The organism is Vallitaleaceae bacterium 9-2, assembly GCA_038396585.1.
Taxonomy (GTDB): Bacteria; Bacillota; Clostridia; order Lachnospirales; family Vallitaleaceae; genus UBA1351.
Genome location: CP121691.1, coordinates 1,719,195 through 1,735,669, shown reverse-complemented (window position 1 = coordinate 1,735,669; position 16,475 = coordinate 1,719,195). Strand labels below are relative to the sequence as shown.

Here is a 16,475-nt window from a genome sequence, read left to right as displayed (position 1 = left end):
CCTCTATTTCTGCGTTAAAGTCACTAATTCATTGAGAATATTTAACGCTTCTATTGGCGTTACTTGGTTTATATTAATTTTTTTTATTCGCTCTTTGATTTCATCTTTTGGCTCTTCAAAAAAATTAAGCTGCAATGGTTCTTTTGGAATCTGTACGTCTTTTGCTTTTTTGGTAATGTCTGCATCCGATAAATCATCTAAGATTTCTTTGGCCCTTTCAATAACATGTTGCGGAACACCTGCAATTTTAGCCACTTGTATCCCATAACTTTTGTCTGCTCCACCTTTTGCAATTTTACGTAAAAAAATGATGTCATCACCTTTTTCTTTTACTGTGATGCAATAGTTTTGGACACCTTCAATTTTGCCTTCTAATTCCGTCAATTCATGATAATGGGTCGCAAACAAGCTTTTAGCTCCCACTGTTTTTTCCCGAACGAGATATTCAACAACTGCCCAGGCTATACTTAGACCATCAAAGGTCGATGTCCCCCGACCGATTTCATCAAGAATAACCAAACTATTGACCGTTGCATTACGTAAGATATTCGCCACTTCACTCATTTCAACCATGAATGTACTTTTTCCTGAAGATAAATCATCTGACGCTCCAACACGTGTAAAGATTCGGTCTACCGGACAAATATTAGCTGAAGTTGCTGGTACATAGGTTCCTATCTGCGCCATCAAAGTTATAAGAGCCACTTGGCGCATATACGTTGACTTTCCGGCCATATTAGGACCTGTTATAATAGAAAAGCGGTGTTCTTGGGTATTCATAAGTGTATCATTAGTTATAAACTGCTCATGTCCCATGATTTTTTCAATCACCGGATGGCGCCCTTCCACAATTTCAATCGTTCCGCGATCATTAAAGGTCGGTCGTACGTAATGGTTGGTCACTGCTACATGTGCTAAAGATTGTAGTGCATCTAACTGCGCTACTTTTCGAGCAGTCTCTTTTATTCGTAACACATGTTCAGCTAATTTATTACGAATCTTAACGTATAACGAGTATTCAAGTTCAATCAACTTATCTTGAGCTCCTAAAACAGTATCTTCAATTTCTTTAAGCTCTGGTGTAATATATCGTTCTGCATTTGCAAGTGTTTGTTTGCGCTGATATCGCTGTGGAACCATATGAAGATTGGATTTTGTCACTTCAAGATAATAGCCAAACACCTTATTATATTTGATTTTCAGATTTTTAATCCCTGTTGCTTCCCGTTCTTTTGCCTCTAGGGACGTTAGCCAGGATTTTCCATCCGTTGATGCTTTTCGAAGCTTATCCACCTCTTCGCTAAAACCATCTTTTATGATTCTTCCCTCTTTAAGGGCAATTGGCGGCTCCTCCATAATGCTATCACCTATAAGCTTATCTAAATCAAGGAGCATATCGAGAGTATCCCCCATACGCTTTAGCAATGGACTCTTCAGATTTTTTAACAGCATTTTTATGTCCGGAAGTACATGAATCGATTGACGAAAAGCAAGAAGGTCTCTTGGATTAGCCGTCTGTAAAGTCATCTTTGTCATTAGGCGTTCCATATCATATACAGGCGTTAATAACTCTCGAATCTCTTCACGAGCCATCAAGTCTCCAACCAATTCTTCAATACTATCTAGACGTTCTTCGATTTTATTGACTGATGTTAACGGCTGCTCAATAAAATGTCTTAATTTTCTTGCTCCCATTGCTGTTTTGGTATGATCAAGGACCCAAAGGAGGGATCCTTTTTTTTCTTTTTCACGCATCGTCTCCAAAAGCTCTAGATTACGCCGTGTAGATACATCCAGAAGCATATACTTGCCTGTTTCGTAATAGCGAATGTGATCAATATGAGATAACCCTGACTTTTGTGTTTCATATAGATAGTCCAAAAGCGCACCAGATGCAATTACACTTTCATCATGTTCACCTATGCCTAGTCCATCTAAACTTGCCACTTCAAAATGTTTAAGCAATGTTGCTTTTGTTCGTTTACTATCAAAAAACCAATCTTCATAATTATTAATAAACGCATGGACATTTTGCTCCATCCAAGCAATAAATTCAGTATTTTCCTGTAGCGTTTCGTTAATAATACATTCTGCCGGCTGCACTTTGGCAATCTCATCCAGCATTGCAGCATAACTGGTTAAAATCGTTGTCTGAAATTCTCCAGTCGTGACATCAATATAACTCACGCCATATCTTGATATGTCCGAGTATAGGCACATCAGATAGTTATTTTTTGTTTCATCAAGGGCTTGCATATTAAGATTTGCCCCCGGCGTAACAACACGAATAACATCACGTTCTACAATGCCTTTGGCCATCGCCGGATCTTCAATTTGCTCTGCTATAGCTACTTTATATCCTTTTTCAATTAATCGATTGATATAATTTTCCGCAGAATGATAAGGAACGCCACACATTGGTGCACGTTCCTCCAAACCGCAATTTTTTCCCGTTAATGTGATTTCTAATTCCCTTGATGCTTCAATCGCATCATCAAAAAACATCTCATAAAAATCACCTAAACGATAAAAGAGAATGCAGTCTTTATATTTATCTTTTATGTTCATATATTGTTGCATCATAGGTGTTAACGTGTTACTCATTAATAATCTCTCCTACTAAATAAAATGTCTTTGCATCAGTAATTTTTACACGTCGAATTGTCCCTACCAAAGACGAATCACCTTTTACATGGACCAAATGTCCATTATCTAAACGACCTGACATATATCCTTTTCGACTTGTATTTTCTTCTTCAAAAAGCGCCAAATATTCCTTGCCAATATGCGCCACACTTTTTTTGTTTGCAATCTGATTAACTTCGTCTAGCAAGCGATTAAATCGGTCTTTTACGATGGCCTCATCCACTTGATCTTCATAAGTTGCGGCAGGAGTCCCCGTACGTTTTGAATATATAAATGTAAAGGCACTATCATATTCGACTTGTTTGACCACATCCATTGTATCTAAAAAGTCATCTTCTGTCTCTCCTGGAAAGCCTACAATAATATCTGTAGTTATAGCAATATCAGGTATTGCTGTCTTTATTCTATTGACCAGATTTAGATATCCTTCTTTTGTATATCCTCGATTCATTTTTTTTAGAAGCTTTGTGCTTCCTGATTGGAATGGTAAGTGCAACGACTTACATATTTTCGTTGATTTTGCCATCACATCAATGAGTTCATCGGATAAATCTTTTGGATGTGAAGTCATAAAACGAATTCGTTCTAACCCATCAATTTTTTCAATTTCTTCTAATAACCCAGCAAAACTCATCGGGTGTTTTAAATTTTTCCCATAGGAGTTAACGTTTTGACCTAAGAACGTTATCTCTATAACGCCATCTGCAACAAGTGCTTTTACTTCTTGAATAATATCTTCTGGCTCACGGCTGCGCTCTCGCCCGCGAACATATGGCACAATACAATAACTACAGAAATTATTACATCCAAAGATAATATTTACACTAGATTTGTATTTGTATTTTCTAACGGTCGGTAAATCTTCTACAATGTCTTGATACGAATCCCATATGTCATAAACCGCTTCTTTTGTTTCAAGATATGTTTCTAGAAGTTCTGCAAGTTTGTAGATATTGTGTGTTCCAAAAACAATGTTCACATGTGGATAGGATTTTTTTAATTTGTCTATAACCGTGTCTTGCTGCATCATACAACCACAAAGAGCAATAACCATATTCGGGTTTTTCTCTTTTAATGACTTAAGGTGACCGATACGACCAAATACACGTGTCTCTGCATTTTCTCGTACGGCACATGTATTGTAGACGACAAAGTCAGCTTCGGCTTCTGTATCACATTCTTCATAGCCAATTTCTTCCAATACACCTTTTAGCTTTTCAGAATCATGAAAATTCATCTGGCATCCAAAGGTTGCAATATGCATCTTCTTTTTCTTACCTGTCGCTTGTTCATGTGCATCATTTTTCTTTCTTAATCTCTCTATAATTTTCTTTTGACGGAGTCCCTCGTCCGTATCATGGTTTAAAATAATGGGTTCTCTTTTCATTTGGTCCTCCTAATAGACATAGCAAAATAGCTATCAAAAACCTTGACAGCTATTTCATTATAACGGACTTCACATAAAAATTCAATATTTTTGGTTATGTCTGTGTAACAAACTGGGACGCATAATCCGGAACGAATGTTTGTTCTTCAAATGGCGGACGCTTATAGAAGTCATTTTCCTGGCGCGTTGGAAGCTTAAGTTTTTCCTTATGAATATCTTCATAGGGAATCTGTTCAAGTAAATGATGAATACAATTTAACCGCGCATGTTTTTTATTATCCGATGGAACAACAAACCACGGCGCTTGCTTAATATCTGTGTAGTCCATCATCATGTCTTTTGCTATGGAGTATTCTACCCAATATTTTCTTGACTCTAAATCCATAGGACTGATTTTCCATCGTTTCGTTGGGTCATTGATGCGCGCTTGAAAACGACGTTCCTGTTCATCATCACTTACGGAAAACCAGTATTTTATCAAGATAATCCCTGCACGAACTAACATTTTCTCAAATTCAGGACAGCTACGAAGAAATTCATCATATTCTTGTTGCGTGCAAAATCCCATGACCTTTTCTACACCCGCACGATTATACCAACTGCGGTCAAAAAGAACAATCTCACCTGCTGCCGGTAGATGTTGAACATAACGTTGGAAATACCATTGGCTTTTTTCTCGCTCCGTTGGCACACCTAATGCAACCACGCGACAAACCCGAGGATTTAATTTTTCTGTTATTCGTTTAATGACGCCCCCTTTTCCGGCTGCATCTCGACCTTCAAAAATAACCACGACTTTTAGTCCTTCTTTTTTAACCCATTCTTGAAGCTTGACCAACTCAATTTGCAACATATGCAATTGCTCTTCATACACTTTTTTCTTGATTCCTTTGCTTTCTTTACTCAAAAAAACACCGCCTCCCTTTCATATATTCTCATTATACCACAGTCATTGTTTTGCAACAATTTAGGAATATAATTCCATCTTACTATTGATATTTCATTGAATCGTGATACAATATATAGTGTGCTGATTATGCTAACAAGCACAATATATTGTATAGGAGAGATTATATGAACGTTATCAAACGTAATAGCTCAGTCGTTGAGTACAGCAATGATAAAATAAGAAATGCCATTATATTAGCCATGTCTGAAACCAAAGACGGCATTGATGAAGCATTAGCTACAGACATTGCTGAAAGTGTTGAAGAGGCTTTAAAAAATTACTCTTCTCCTTTTTCGGTCAATATCATTCAAGACACTGTTGAAGAAAAACTTATGGAATCTACCCGTAAAGATGTTGCAAAAAAATATATTTTGTATCGTTATGAACGTGATAAAACAAGAGAAAAACGCAGTAAAAGTACCTCAAATCGTATTTTAAGCGATGATTTTATCAGTAAATATAAACATATGACAAATCCAATGCAACAATTAGGAAGTTTTGTCTACTATCGAACCTATTCACGATGGCTTCAAGAAGAAAATCGCCGAGAGTATTGGTGGGAAACCGTTCGACGTGCCGTTGAATACAACTGTAGCCTTGTTCCTACAACACGTGAAGAAGCGGAAAAACTCTTTGATAACATCTTCCACTTGCGCCAATTTCTTTCAGGTCGAACGTTTTGGGTTGGTGGCACTACCGTGTCCAAGAATTATCCGATGAGTAACTATAATTGCGCATTCCAAGTCATCGACAACTTTAGTGCCTTTAAAGATCTTTTTTATTTACTTATGGTTGGTGCCGGTGTTGGAGTTCGTGTTCTTAAGTCCGATGTCAAAAAACTACCCAAAGTTCGTGCTGATTTTGAAGTCATTCATGAAGACTATACCCCTACTCCCATGAATCAACGCGAAGATTCTACCAGCCTTGCATTTTCTCATAATAATGTATGTAAAATAATTATTGGAGATTCAAAAGAAGGATGGACGCAAGCACTGGACTACTTTTTAAAAATTGTCCATAGTTCTGAGTATCGCAATGTTAATACAATTGTTATTAATTACAATCATGTGCGTCCAAAAGGCGAAAGACTTAAGTCTTTTGGTGGAACAGCCAGCGGACATCAATCCATTAAAAACATGTTTATAAAAATTGTCAAAGTCATAAAAAAACGTGCCATCTATGATGAACACCAATTTGTAAAACTTCATCCGATTGATTGCTTGGATATCGCCAATATTATTGGTGAAAACGTTGTTGTTGGTGGTGTACGTCGAACAGCTGAAATCGTTCTTGTTGACGCTGATGACAAAGAGTGTATCGAAGCTAAAAATAATTTATATAAACAAATCGACGGTCAATGGATTGTCGACCAAGAAATTATTCATCGTCAAATGAGTAATAATTCCATCTATTACACAAGTAAACCCGAACGCGAAATGCTACATTGGCAAATTGAACAAATGCGTTATTCCGGAGAACCTGGATGGGTAAATGAAGTTGCCGGTGCAAAACGTCGCCCCAATATGAACGGCGTAAATCCTTGTGGAGAAATTCTTCTTGACTCTCAAGGTCTTTGTAATTTAACGACCATTAATGTTTATGCTTTTGTAAATGAAGACGGTTCATTGGATTATGATGGTCTACTCGAAGCACAGCGCCTGTCTGCTCGTGCTGGATATCGAATGACTTGTGTTGATTTGGAAATTCCAGAATGGAACAACGTACAACAACGCGACAAACTTACAGGTTGTTCTTTAACCGGATGGCAAGATATGGTCAATAAAGCTGCACTCTCACGAGATGATCAAGCCAAAGTACTTCGTCAACTTCGTAGTACCGCTCAAGAAGCTGTTAAAGAATACTCTTGCGAAATCGGAGAAAACGAATCCCTACTTGTCACCACTGTAAAACCTGAAGGTACTCTTAGTCAGCTTCCAACGGTTTCTTCTGGTGTACATTATTCACATTCTCCTTATTACATTCGCCGAGTTCGAATCAGTTCTTCTGATCCTTTAGTTAAAGTATGCGAGGAGCTTAATTATCCTATATATCCTGAAGTAGGACAAACACTTGAAAATTGTACGACAAAAGTCATTGAGTTCCCTGTAAAAGCACCAGAAGGCATTACAAAATATGATGTTAGTGCAATTGAGCAACTTGAAAACTATAAACTCTTTATGGAAAACTATGTTGACCATAACTGCTCTATCACCATTCACGTTCGTGATCACGAATGGGATGATGTTGAAGAGTGGGTCTACAAAAAATGGGACGATATTGTTGCAGTTTCCTTCCTATCACTGGATGATAATTTTTACCAGCTTCTACCTTATGAAGCTATTGATGAAGCAGAATACAATACGCGCGTCGAACAAATGCGCCCCTTTGTTCCTGCACTTCTTTCCAAATACGAATCCAACGAACAAGAACTGGATGTTGGTGATGATGGTTGCGAATCTGGTGTGTGTCCAGTACGATAACACCAAATCGATAAAATTTTATGGTCACTTAGCATAACAACAAGCTCAATTCAAAAGAGCGCAACGACAAAAATGTCGTTGCGCTCTTTAAGTTATATTTTTAGGATAACTTTTTATGCACTTTTATGCCGCGTCATCCATTTCAACATCTTCTTGTGCAACATCTTGAATACGTCCTGTCACTTCAGATGCATCAAATCCGTTTTCAGCAATAAAGTCAATTAACACTTCATCCATAGCACCAAATTCTGCTGTTACGTTGGCACCGATAAACATTGTGTAGTCATCGCCTCCGGCAACAATAAAATCATTTGTTGCTAAAGAATAAACCGCTTCTTCATCAAGCATCTCATCGCCAATCATAACAGAAACCACACGGCTACCCGCTTCTTTTGACGAATCAAATTGAACCATCATCCCTGCAACATGTGGGAACGCACCCAAAGCTTCAGGATATGTTGACAATCCATTTTCTAATGCCGCAATAATATCCGCACCCGTTACATCAATAATACGTACAGTATTTCCAAAAGGTAGTACAGTGAGTACATCACCTTTTGTTACTTCTCCTGCTTCAATCGATGCACGAATTCCTCCACCATTGGTCAACGCAACATCTGCTCCACTAATATCAAGCAAAGCTTCTGTAATCATATTACCAAGGTTTGTTTCTCCTGTACGTACGAACTCTCGTTCGCCATTCAACTCATAAGGTGCTGTAGCTACCACTTCATTTTCAATGACGGCATTTTCTTCTTGAACTGCCTTCACCAAATCAGCTACTACTACATCATCTATAAGTTCTAATGATTGTTCTTTTGTAAATAACGTCGCCTGTACAGAGGTTACTTTATCTTCTACTAATGTTATATCAACATGACCAACATTTTTCGTTTTTTCTCCTGCACTGACAATAAGTGTATCATTAACGAGCATGCCTTTTTCATATGTTGAGTGACTATGTCCATCAATAATTAGATCAATGCCTTCAACCGCTTCTGCTAACGCACCTGATGTCATTGTTCCTTCATCACCTAAATGCACTAATCCAATAACAACATCCGCTTGTTCTCTTAATGTTGGTACCAACATTTTTGCCGTCTCAATTGGATCATTAAAGGTTAATCCAACAGTATTATCTGGATGTGACTTATACTTTGTCTCTGGTGTTGCCAATCCAAAGATTGCAATAGATAAGCCATTCATTTCTTTGATAATATATGGAGATAAGAAATCTTCTCCGTCTTCATCCACGATGTTGGCCGCAAGAATTGGAAAATCTGCTAATGCAACATTTTTTTGCAATTGTTCTTGACCATAGTCAAATTCATGGTTTCCGGTAACCATTGCATCATATCCTAGAGCATTTAATATAGGCATTGCTTTTTCACCTTTTGACAAAGTAACAAGGTTATGTCCTTGTGTTGCATCACCTGCATCTAAAATTAAAGTATTAGGATTGTCTGCCTTAACACTATTATAATACGCTGCTAACTTCGCAGCACCCATTCCATCATATGCACCTTCAACAAAAAATCCATGCATATCATTGGTATGAAGTACAGTAAGTTTAGTGCTTTCAACTACAGGCTCTTGTGGAACCTCTTCTGGTGTTTCTGGTGTTACTGGTGTTTCCGGCGTTACCTCTTCCACAGTATCTTCACTTGGAATTCGTATTAATTGTCCCGGGAAAATCAAATGTGGATTTTCTAATGCATTAAACTCTGCTAGCTCTTCCCATTCTAGCCCATATTCGTCTGCGATTTTCCAAAGAACATCACCTGATTGCACAGAATATGTTGTTTCAGCCAATACGGTTGTTGAAAATACAACTGAAAATAACATCATAAGTGATAACATAATACTGAGTGACTTTTTCAAAAAAAACTCCTCCTTTTGTAAGTATTCTATTTGTGTTAACCATTATATTATATCACAGTTTTTAGAATATTCTACACTTTTCAAAGGAATTAACTTAAGCTAAACTTAATAGACAACTTTTACATCATAACCTTTTTGCCTTAACGCACGTTTTATCTGAGCAACGTGACGTTTTCCATTGGTCTCACATGTAACTTCCAAGTGCACCCGCTTAAAGCGATCAACCGTTTTAAATTGGTTATGGTCTAGCTGAATGATATTAGCTCCAACTTCTGATAAGATACTTGCAATCATCTGTAATTGTCCCGGTGTGTCCGATAGCTCTACTGAAAAACAGAACACTCGTCCCCTAACGACAAGTCCACGACTAATCAATTCAGATATTGTAACCACGTCTATATTTCCACCACTAATCAAAGATACCACGGTTTTCCCTTTTACATCAAGTTTACGTAAAGCTGCAACCGACAACACACCTGCATTTTCTGCAATCACTTTTTCTTTTTCTGCTACAAGTAAAAAAGCTTCCATAATATTAACATCATTAACTGTCACAATACGATCCACATACTGCTTTACATATTCGAAAGTTTTTATCCCACTTCGTTTGACTGCAACGCCTTCTGCTATTGTATTGACATTTTTCAGCTCAACGATATGGCCATTTTTAATTGAATTTCTAAGGGTTTGTGCTCCTTGGGGCTCTACTCCGATAACTTCAATCTCTGGCTTTATCAGCTTTGCTGCCATGGCTATACCACTGATTAATCCACCGCCTCCAATGGGTACAATAAGAATATCTGTTGTTGGCATCTCTTCCAATATCTCAAGAGCAATCGTTCCCTGTCCTAATATAATGTCATCATCATCAAATGGGTGGATAAAGGTATATCCATACTTTTCTTCTAATGATTTTGCCTCCCGAAAAGCATCATCATAGCACTCACCTGATAAAATAACATTTGCTCCGTACTTTTTAGTCGCCTCAACTTTAATTAAAGGGGTGTTTGAAGGCATAACAATGGTGGCTTTTACACCACAGGCCTTTGCCGCCAGGGCAACTCCCTGCGCATGATTGCCTGCACTCGAAGCAATCAGCCCTTTCTTTTTTTCTTCTTCTGTTAACCGGATTATTTTGTTATATGCCCCACGAATCTTGAATGCCCCTGTACGTTGCAGGTTTTCAGGCTTCAAATATATATCCGCATCATATTCTTGACTATAAAAATCCGAATACATAAGTGGCGTTTTTTTGATAATCTTGTCAACCATCTGTTTTGCATCATAAAAATCATCTAAAGTTATTATATTCATATTCGCTCCATTATTGATCAGCATTTCGTATTTTAGCAATGACGTGAGTATATTCTTCGTGGGCATCTAGTCCAACATCTGTAAGGGCATAGACCCCTCTTTGAACTCGCTTAAACCAACCATAGAAGTTTTTTTGTACAATTGTTCCTGTACGTTTGATTTGCGTGTCTTGAGTTATTTGAGAGAGGGGCATAGACTCATGTTTTTTTAAATAATCTAATATAATTAAGGCATCTTCTTTATAAGCAGTTATGATTTTTTTTCGATGGGTTCCCCCGATATTCATGTGCGTCCTGCGTTTTTTTAATTCCTCGATTATCTTCTTTTTTTTCTTGCGATTCCTGCGTTGATACTCTTCAATCGGATGCATCATAGGTTCATGATAAATATCGACGCTCAATGCATGCGGCGAAACCAGAATCAGCCCTATGCCTAAACGCTTTAAAAGATACACCTTGTCCTTAAATGCTTGCTGTCGCATATTTTTAGGCGTCCATATCGCAACATATACCCAGTCAAACATTTTTTGACGTAAAGCACTTTGGGTAATTACTTTTAGATTCAGCTCATTTTTCAATTCAATCACAACACTTTGTTCTTCACGAATACAAAGCACATCCAGATCCTTAACCTCAGCATCAATTGTATAACCTAATTGCGCAAAATACTTTTGCACAGGGGCATACAAGTCTGTCTCTGTCATTATTCAAGCACCTCATATAAATCTGCCAATGTGGTCTCTACTTTCATTCCCTTAATTAAAAACTTCGCTTTACGTTGGTCATTAACTAAAATGCCACCTATCAGGTTTTTATCTTTAAAATTCATACGCTTATAAACGCCGGCATGTTTTTCTTCATAATTTAAAATTGCAATGCCTTCTTCATCTTCATCAACATCCATTTCACCTATTGAAAAAATGTTAAGTCCCATGGCATGCAAAATAGTTGATGGCACAAAGTTTTCATACACTTGCTGTTGTCCGATCGCATTAGCCCCTGCTATTTGCCCCTGTGAAATCGCTTCTGGCCATATGGCAAAGTTATGCCCTTCAAAGCAAGCACAATCTCCACATGCATAGATATGTTCTTTACTCGTCTGCATATATTCATTGACAATAATCGCTTTGTCAAAATCAACACCTGCCATCTGTGCCAGCTTCGGATCAATACGCACACCAGCGGATATCATTACAAGATCAGATTCTATCATCCGTCCATCAAGCGTCTCAACTCCTGTTACCTTATCTTCCCCAATAAGGCGCTTTACCCCTGTTGCCTTGAGCACATTCATTCGCTCCACATCAAATACGTTTTCTAGAATTTCTGCCCCCTTTTGATCAAGTTGTCTAGGCAATAAGCGTTCCATAATCTCAACCACCGTTACTTCCATACCTGCTTGATACAGTTGTGCAGCTAACTCTAAACCAAGCAATCCTCCGCCAATAACGGTCGCTTTTTTATGCTCTTTCATGACCTCTTTAATGTGAAGTGCATCATCATAAGTACGCAGTGTAAATACATTGTCCAAATGATTATTTTCAATAGGTGGAACAAAACAATAGCTTCCCGTGGCGATAATCAGCTTATCATATACTATCGAACGACTTTCTTTTCCATTTGACACTACAAGTTCCCTTGCGTCATCATTAATAGATGTCACTTCATGTTCTCTCAACCACTGAATATTATTTTCTTCATACCACGTTTCTTTTCGAACAAAAAAAGCTCCCGGAAGTTTGTCTTGTCCTATAAACTTTGATAACATCGGTTTATAATATACCGGATAGTTCTCTCTATCAATGATGATGATCTCAACTTCGTTGTCCTCTTTACGAATTGTCTCTGCTGCTGTAACTCCAGCAATACCATTACCAATGATTACAACTTTTTTTATTGTTTTATTTCCCATCCTGTAGCTCTCCTTTTCTCTCTTAAATTTATATGTGCAATTACACTTGACTTGGTATTATGTCGATAGACATTCTGCCAAAGCGTCCTGCACGAAAATCATCTAGAATGTTTTTCCCCATTCGATTTGTGTCTGGCGAATTTTTTTCTTGTAGAAAGTGTCGGTCTATTGCAAATGCTTCCAATAATTGATAGGCGGGTTTTAGCTCATCACCCTCCATAAATTCAACATTTGGAAATGCCTCTTTTAATGCACTTGGATATAACTGCATTAAATGACTAATTAATTCATATGCCAATGCTGTAGTATCTAATATGTCATCTTTTATACTCCCTACAAATGCCAAATGCGCACCAACGGTTTGGTCTTCAAATCTAGGCCATAAGATACCCGGAGTATCCAAAAGCTCTAATCCTTTTTTGATTTTAATCCATTGTTTCCCTTTGGTGACGCCCGGTTTATTCCCGGTTTTGGTACTTGATTTTCCAACAAGCTTATTGATAAAGGTGGACTTGCCCACATTGGGTATACCTGCAACCATAATTCGCAATGGTTTGTTAATTAACCCTCTTTTTTTATTGCGCTCAATTCTTTCCTTACATACTTCATGAATTTGTGGAATAACTTTATTCATGTTTTGTCCATCTCTTGCATTTACAGGCATTGCAACGATTCCTTGGGCTTTAAAATACTCAACCCACTGGTGTGTTTGGTTTGGATCAGCCAAATCCATTTTGGTGAGTAAGATTAACCGTGGTTTACCATTGGCTATTTTAGGTAAGTCGGGATTTTGACTACTGATAGGTATTCTTGCATCTAAGAGCTCAACCACACAATCAATTAGTTTTATGCTCTCTTGCATCATTCGCTTTGCTTTGGTCATGTGTCCTGGGTACCATTGTATATTCATTTGTTCTCCTTCATGTTCATTCTTTTATTTTTAAAAATCCAAAATTTGAAAATGGATATATCCTTAAAAAACCTTTACCAACAATATCTTCTTCTTTAATCAACCCTACATCTAGATAGCGACTGTCTCGACTGTGATTTCTATTATCACCCATAACAAAATACGTATGTTCCGGAATAAGCACCGGATACTGCTGTGTCCCTAAATCCTTAATGGTTTCTAGAATAATCGGCTCTTGTAGTTCTGCGTTATTAATAAGTACTTTTCCACCTTTTATATTCACTTCTTCACCCGGCAAACCTATAATTCGCTTAATGTAAAATTTACTCCGATCACTGTTATATGGAAAAACAACAATATCATAACGTTCAAAAGGTCTAAAGTTTTGGCTTAGTTTTTCTATAATCAATTGGTCTGCGTCATAAAGGGTTGGTAACATGGAATTTCCTTCAACTGTTGTTGGTTGGGCGATAAAGGAACTAACCAGAAAGACACCTACAATAACGATAAGAATATCTTTGACAAGTGTTTTTACTTCTCCAAGAAGTTTATTTTCTTTCATCGCAATTCCTCCATCCGTTAATTTTTTGTCTACTACATAATACCATATTACGAACATTAAAAAAAGAGCTATTGCATAGCTCTTTTTCAATAACTCTTTTATGACATTTTTTCTTTAACTTTTGCTTTCTTACCGATTCTGTCTCGTAAGTAGTGAAGTCTTGCACGTCGAACTTTACCACGGCGAATCACTTCGATACGATCAAGATTTGGAGAATGTAAAGGCCAAGTTTTTTCAACACCTACGCCATAAGAGATTCTACGTACTGTAAATGTCTCTCTATTGCCGCCGTTTTGTCTCTTAAGAACTGTTCCTTCAAACATCTGAACTCTCTCGCGTGTACCTTCTTTAATCTTAGCGTAAACACGAATTGTATCTCCAGGATTAAAATCAGCAATATCTGTTCTGATTTGTTCTTGTTCAATTTCTCTAATAATTGCGTTCATGAGTCTACCTCCTTCCATCATAGATGTTCTTTAATAAACGTCTTACCAGCGGAACATCCGTACTCACAGTTACATACTATAACATATTTGTGTCTATATGACAAGCTTTTTTTAAGAAGATTTTATCCTCTTTAGAAAGCTCTGCATGTGCCAATAAATCCGGTCGTTTTTTTGCCGTTCGAAGCAAAGCCTGCTCATGTCGATATGCATCAATTTTTTGATGATTTCCCGATAATAAAACCTCCGGAACTTTTTGCCCATTATAGTCAGCCGGTCGCGTGTATTGTGGATATTCAAGCAGTCCATTGTCAAAGGATTCAATATCTTTTGATACCGCGTTGGAGAGCACCCCGTCAACATGACGGCTCACAGCGTCTATGACAACCATCGCAGCCATTTCTCCACCCGTCAAGACATAATCCCCTATAGAGAGTTCTTCTGTAACGATTGACTCAATTACACGTTCATCAATTCCTTCATAATGTCCACAAATAAAGAGAAGCTCCTCTTCTTTGGCCAGTTCAAGTACTTTTTCTTGATTCAGCGTCTGCCCCTGAGGCGAAAGATAAATCACGCGCTTAAGTTTTGGGTTCTCTTTTTTTACATGTGCATATGCATCTATAATCGGACCGGGCTGCATCACCATACCTGCCCCGCCACCATAAGGATAATCGTCTACAGTTTTATGCTTATTTTTTGAAAAATCACGTATATTAACTAAATTCAAGTCAATGAGGCCATTTTCGCGTGCCCGACGTATAATACTACTGTTTAAACCTTCATCTATATGTTCAGGGAAAAGTGTTAATACATGGAATTTCATATTATAACCCTTTCAATCCTTCAATTAACTTCACAATCAAGTAACCTTTGTCTACATTAACTTCACGTATAAATTCTTTTGTCGCCGGAATCATAAGCCCGTGCTTACTACCATCATCAATAACATAGATATCATGTGCCCCTGTTTGCATGACATCCGTTAATGGACCAAGCTTTGTTCCATCTTCTTCTTGGGCAACAAGACCAATCATTTGAAAAATATAGTTTTCATCTTCTGCAAGAGGAAGGGCTTGTTCTATCGGAATCAATACGGTTCCTCCTTTAAGCGCCAACGCTTCATTCATATCTTGGATTTCTTTGAGTTGGAGAATCACAAGATTTTTAAAATATTTAACGCCTGTAATCGTACATGAGTAAATTCGACCGTTATTTTCAATACGAATCTGGTCCAATAATTCAAATCGCGTTATATCATCCGTGAGTGGAAAAATCTTCAAGTCACCTCGTACACCATGTGTATTGGCTACTTTTCCAATTTGGATATACTCCATTCAACTACCTCTAAACTTTCTTTATATCCTAAAAGTACCAAAAGTATTTATCGGTTCACAACACGATATACTTTTGGTACTTGGTTTAAGCTGCGATACATGATAGGAAATGTTTATCAAATTTACGCTACATAATTTCAACAACAACACGTTTATCAGATTTTGTAGCTGCAGCCTTAACAACGGTACGAATTGCCTTAGCAATTCGACCTTGTTTGCCGATAACTTTTCCCATATCTTCAGGAGCAACTTTTAATTCAAGTACTGTTGATTTTTCGCCTTCTACGGCTCGAACTTCAACTGCATCAGGATTATCAACAAGTGCTTTTGCAATCACTTCAACAAGTTCTTTCATAAGTTGAACCTCCTTGCCTTTTGGCAAATGACACTATTACTCAGTTACACCAGCAATTTTAAGTAATTTTTTTACTGTTTCTGAAGGTTGAGCTCCAGTTGCAAGCCATTTTTTCGCGATTTCTTCGTCAACCTTGATTTCAGCAGGCTCAGTTGTAGGATTATAGTAACCTACTTGCTCAATGAACTTACCATCTCTTGGTGATCTTGAATCAGCTACTACGATTCTATAAAAAGGTGCTTTTTTAGCGCCCATTCTTTTCAATCTCATTCTTACTGCCATGTTTTTCACCTCCTATTA

General features: G+C 37.6%; 15 protein-coding genes. 1 reads left to right on the top strand and 14 read right to left on the bottom strand.

Features of this window, described 5'->3' with window-relative positions; all coding sequences use genetic code 11:
• Nucleotides 1-3: 3 nt before the first annotated feature.
• The 3 genes from mutS to ppk2 form a co-directional block, all read right to left on the bottom strand.
• Complete coding sequence (gene mutS, locus QBE53_08180) at nt 4-2,604, bottom strand: DNA mismatch repair protein MutS (GenBank protein WZL83077.1); 2,601 nt, start codon at nt 2,602-2,604, stop codon at nt 4-6.
• On the bottom strand, nt 2,597-4,033 hold the full coding sequence (miaB, locus tag QBE53_08175) for a tRNA (N6-isopentenyl adenosine(37)-C2)-methylthiotransferase MiaB (protein WZL83076.1): 1,437 nt from the start codon (nt 4,031-4,033) through the stop codon (nt 2,597-2,599). Before miaB ends, mutS begins: the two co-directional genes overlap by 8 nt.
• Before the next feature lie 94 nt (nt 4,034-4,127).
• Entirely contained in the window at nt 4,128-4,940 is an 813-nt protein-coding gene (gene ppk2, locus QBE53_08170) for a polyphosphate kinase 2 (GenBank protein ID WZL83075.1), read from the bottom strand.
• A gap of 167 nt (nt 4,941-5,107) precedes the next feature.
• On the opposite strand from ppk2, the gene nrdJ reads away from it, so the two are divergent.
• The gene (nrdJ, locus tag QBE53_08165) at nt 5,108-7,462 is read left to right on the top strand and encodes a ribonucleoside-triphosphate reductase, adenosylcobalamin-dependent (GenBank protein ID WZL83074.1); all 2,355 of its coding nucleotides are present in this window, start codon (nt 5,108-5,110) and stop codon (nt 7,460-7,462) included.
• Between the two features lie 123 nt (nt 7,463-7,585).
• Here nrdJ and QBE53_08160 read toward each other — a convergent pair whose 3' ends face one another.
• The 11 genes from QBE53_08160 to rpsP all read right to left on the bottom strand — a co-directional run bounded on the left by QBE53_08160 (nt 7,586) and on the right by rpsP (nt 16,457).
• Nucleotides 7,586-9,343 (bottom strand): 5'-nucleotidase C-terminal domain-containing protein, encoded by a 1,758-nt coding sequence (locus QBE53_08160; protein ID WZL83073.1) that lies wholly within the window; start codon nt 9,341-9,343, stop codon nt 7,586-7,588.
• Between the two features lie 105 nt (nt 9,344-9,448).
• Complete coding sequence (ilvA, locus tag QBE53_08155; protein WZL83072.1) at nt 9,449-10,657, bottom strand: threonine ammonia-lyase; 1,209 nt, start codon at nt 10,655-10,657, stop codon at nt 9,449-9,451.
• A 10-nt stretch (nt 10,658-10,667) separates the two neighbouring features.
• Nucleotides 10,668-11,360: a DUF2161 family putative PD-(D/E)XK-type phosphodiesterase gene (locus tag QBE53_08150; GenBank protein WZL83071.1), complete on the bottom strand. Its 693-nt coding sequence runs from the start codon at nt 11,358-11,360 to the stop codon at nt 10,668-10,670.
• Entirely contained in the window at nt 11,360-12,568 is a 1,209-nt protein-coding gene (locus QBE53_08145) for an FAD-dependent oxidoreductase (protein WZL83070.1), read from the bottom strand. The genes QBE53_08150 and QBE53_08145 overlap by 1 nt, the downstream gene beginning before the upstream one ends.
• Nucleotides 12,569-12,608: 40 nt before the next feature.
• Nucleotides 12,609-13,478, bottom strand: coding sequence for a ribosome biogenesis GTPase YlqF (gene ylqF, locus QBE53_08140; GenBank protein WZL83069.1), 870 nt, complete (start codon nt 13,476-13,478; stop codon nt 12,609-12,611).
• 16 nt (nt 13,479-13,494) lie between these two features.
• The gene (lepB, locus tag QBE53_08135; GenBank protein ID WZL83068.1) at nt 13,495-14,040 is read right to left on the bottom strand and encodes a signal peptidase I; all 546 of its coding nucleotides are present in this window, start codon (nt 14,038-14,040) and stop codon (nt 13,495-13,497) included.
• Nucleotides 14,041-14,138: 98 nt separating this feature from the next.
• The gene (rplS, locus tag QBE53_08130; protein WZL83067.1) at nt 14,139-14,486 is read right to left on the bottom strand and encodes a 50S ribosomal protein L19; all 348 of its coding nucleotides are present in this window, start codon (nt 14,484-14,486) and stop codon (nt 14,139-14,141) included.
• A 76-nt stretch (nt 14,487-14,562) separates the two neighbouring features.
• The gene (gene trmD, locus QBE53_08125; protein ID WZL83066.1) at nt 14,563-15,309 is read right to left on the bottom strand and encodes a tRNA (guanosine(37)-N1)-methyltransferase TrmD; all 747 of its coding nucleotides are present in this window, start codon (nt 15,307-15,309) and stop codon (nt 14,563-14,565) included.
• A 1-nt stretch (nt 15,310) separates the two neighbouring features.
• Nucleotides 15,311-15,820 carry a ribosome maturation factor RimM gene (gene rimM, locus QBE53_08120; GenBank protein WZL83065.1) on the bottom strand — a complete coding sequence of 170 codons (510 nt, stop codon included), beginning with the start codon at nt 15,818-15,820 and terminating at the stop codon, nt 15,311-15,313.
• A gap of 127 nt (nt 15,821-15,947) precedes the next feature.
• Nucleotides 15,948-16,175 (bottom strand): KH domain-containing protein, encoded by a 228-nt coding sequence (locus tag QBE53_08115; GenBank protein WZL83064.1) that lies wholly within the window; start codon nt 16,173-16,175, stop codon nt 15,948-15,950.
• A gap of 36 nt (nt 16,176-16,211) precedes the next feature.
• Nucleotides 16,212-16,457 (bottom strand): 30S ribosomal protein S16, encoded by a 246-nt coding sequence (rpsP, locus tag QBE53_08110; GenBank protein WZL83063.1) that lies wholly within the window; start codon nt 16,455-16,457, stop codon nt 16,212-16,214.
• Between the last annotated feature and the right edge of the window lie 18 nt (nt 16,458-16,475).

Excerpts from the sequence above, each read along its gene's own strand:
- QBE53_08145 (WZL83070.1), bottom strand. The coding sequence starts at position 12,568 with ATGGGAAATAAAACAATAAAAAAAGTTGTAATCATTGGTAATGGTATT.
- trmD (WZL83066.1), bottom strand. The coding sequence starts at position 15,309 with ATGAAATTCCATGTATTAACACTTTTCCCTGAACATATAGATGAAGGT.
- QBE53_08115 (WZL83064.1), bottom strand. The coding sequence starts at position 16,175 with ATGAAAGAACTTGTTGAAGTGATTGCAAAAGCACTTGTTGATAATCCT.
- ylqF (WZL83069.1), bottom strand. The coding sequence starts at position 13,478 with ATGAATATACAATGGTACCCAGGACACATGACCAAAGCAAAGCGAATG.
- miaB (WZL83076.1), bottom strand. The coding sequence starts at position 4,033 with ATGAAAAGAGAACCCATTATTTTAAACCATGATACGGACGAGGGACTC.
- lepB (WZL83068.1), bottom strand. The coding sequence starts at position 14,040 with ATGAAAGAAAATAAACTTCTTGGAGAAGTAAAAACACTTGTCAAAGAT.
- rimM (WZL83065.1), bottom strand. The coding sequence starts at position 15,820 with ATGGAGTATATCCAAATTGGAAAAGTAGCCAATACACATGGTGTACGA.
- QBE53_08150 (WZL83071.1), bottom strand. The coding sequence starts at position 11,360 with ATGACAGAGACAGACTTGTATGCCCCTGTGCAAAAGTATTTTGCGCAA.
- rpsP (WZL83063.1), bottom strand. The coding sequence starts at position 16,457 with ATGGCAGTAAGAATGAGATTGAAAAGAATGGGCGCTAAAAAAGCACCT.
- rplS (WZL83067.1), bottom strand. The coding sequence starts at position 14,486 with ATGAACGCAATTATTAGAGAAATTGAACAAGAACAAATCAGAACAGAT.
- mutS (WZL83077.1), bottom strand. The coding sequence starts at position 2,604 with ATGAGTAACACGTTAACACCTATGATGCAACAATATATGAACATAAAA.
- ilvA (WZL83072.1), bottom strand. The coding sequence starts at position 10,657 with ATGAATATAATAACTTTAGATGATTTTTATGATGCAAAACAGATGGTT.
- nrdJ (WZL83074.1), top strand. The coding sequence starts at position 5,108 with ATGAACGTTATCAAACGTAATAGCTCAGTCGTTGAGTACAGCAATGAT.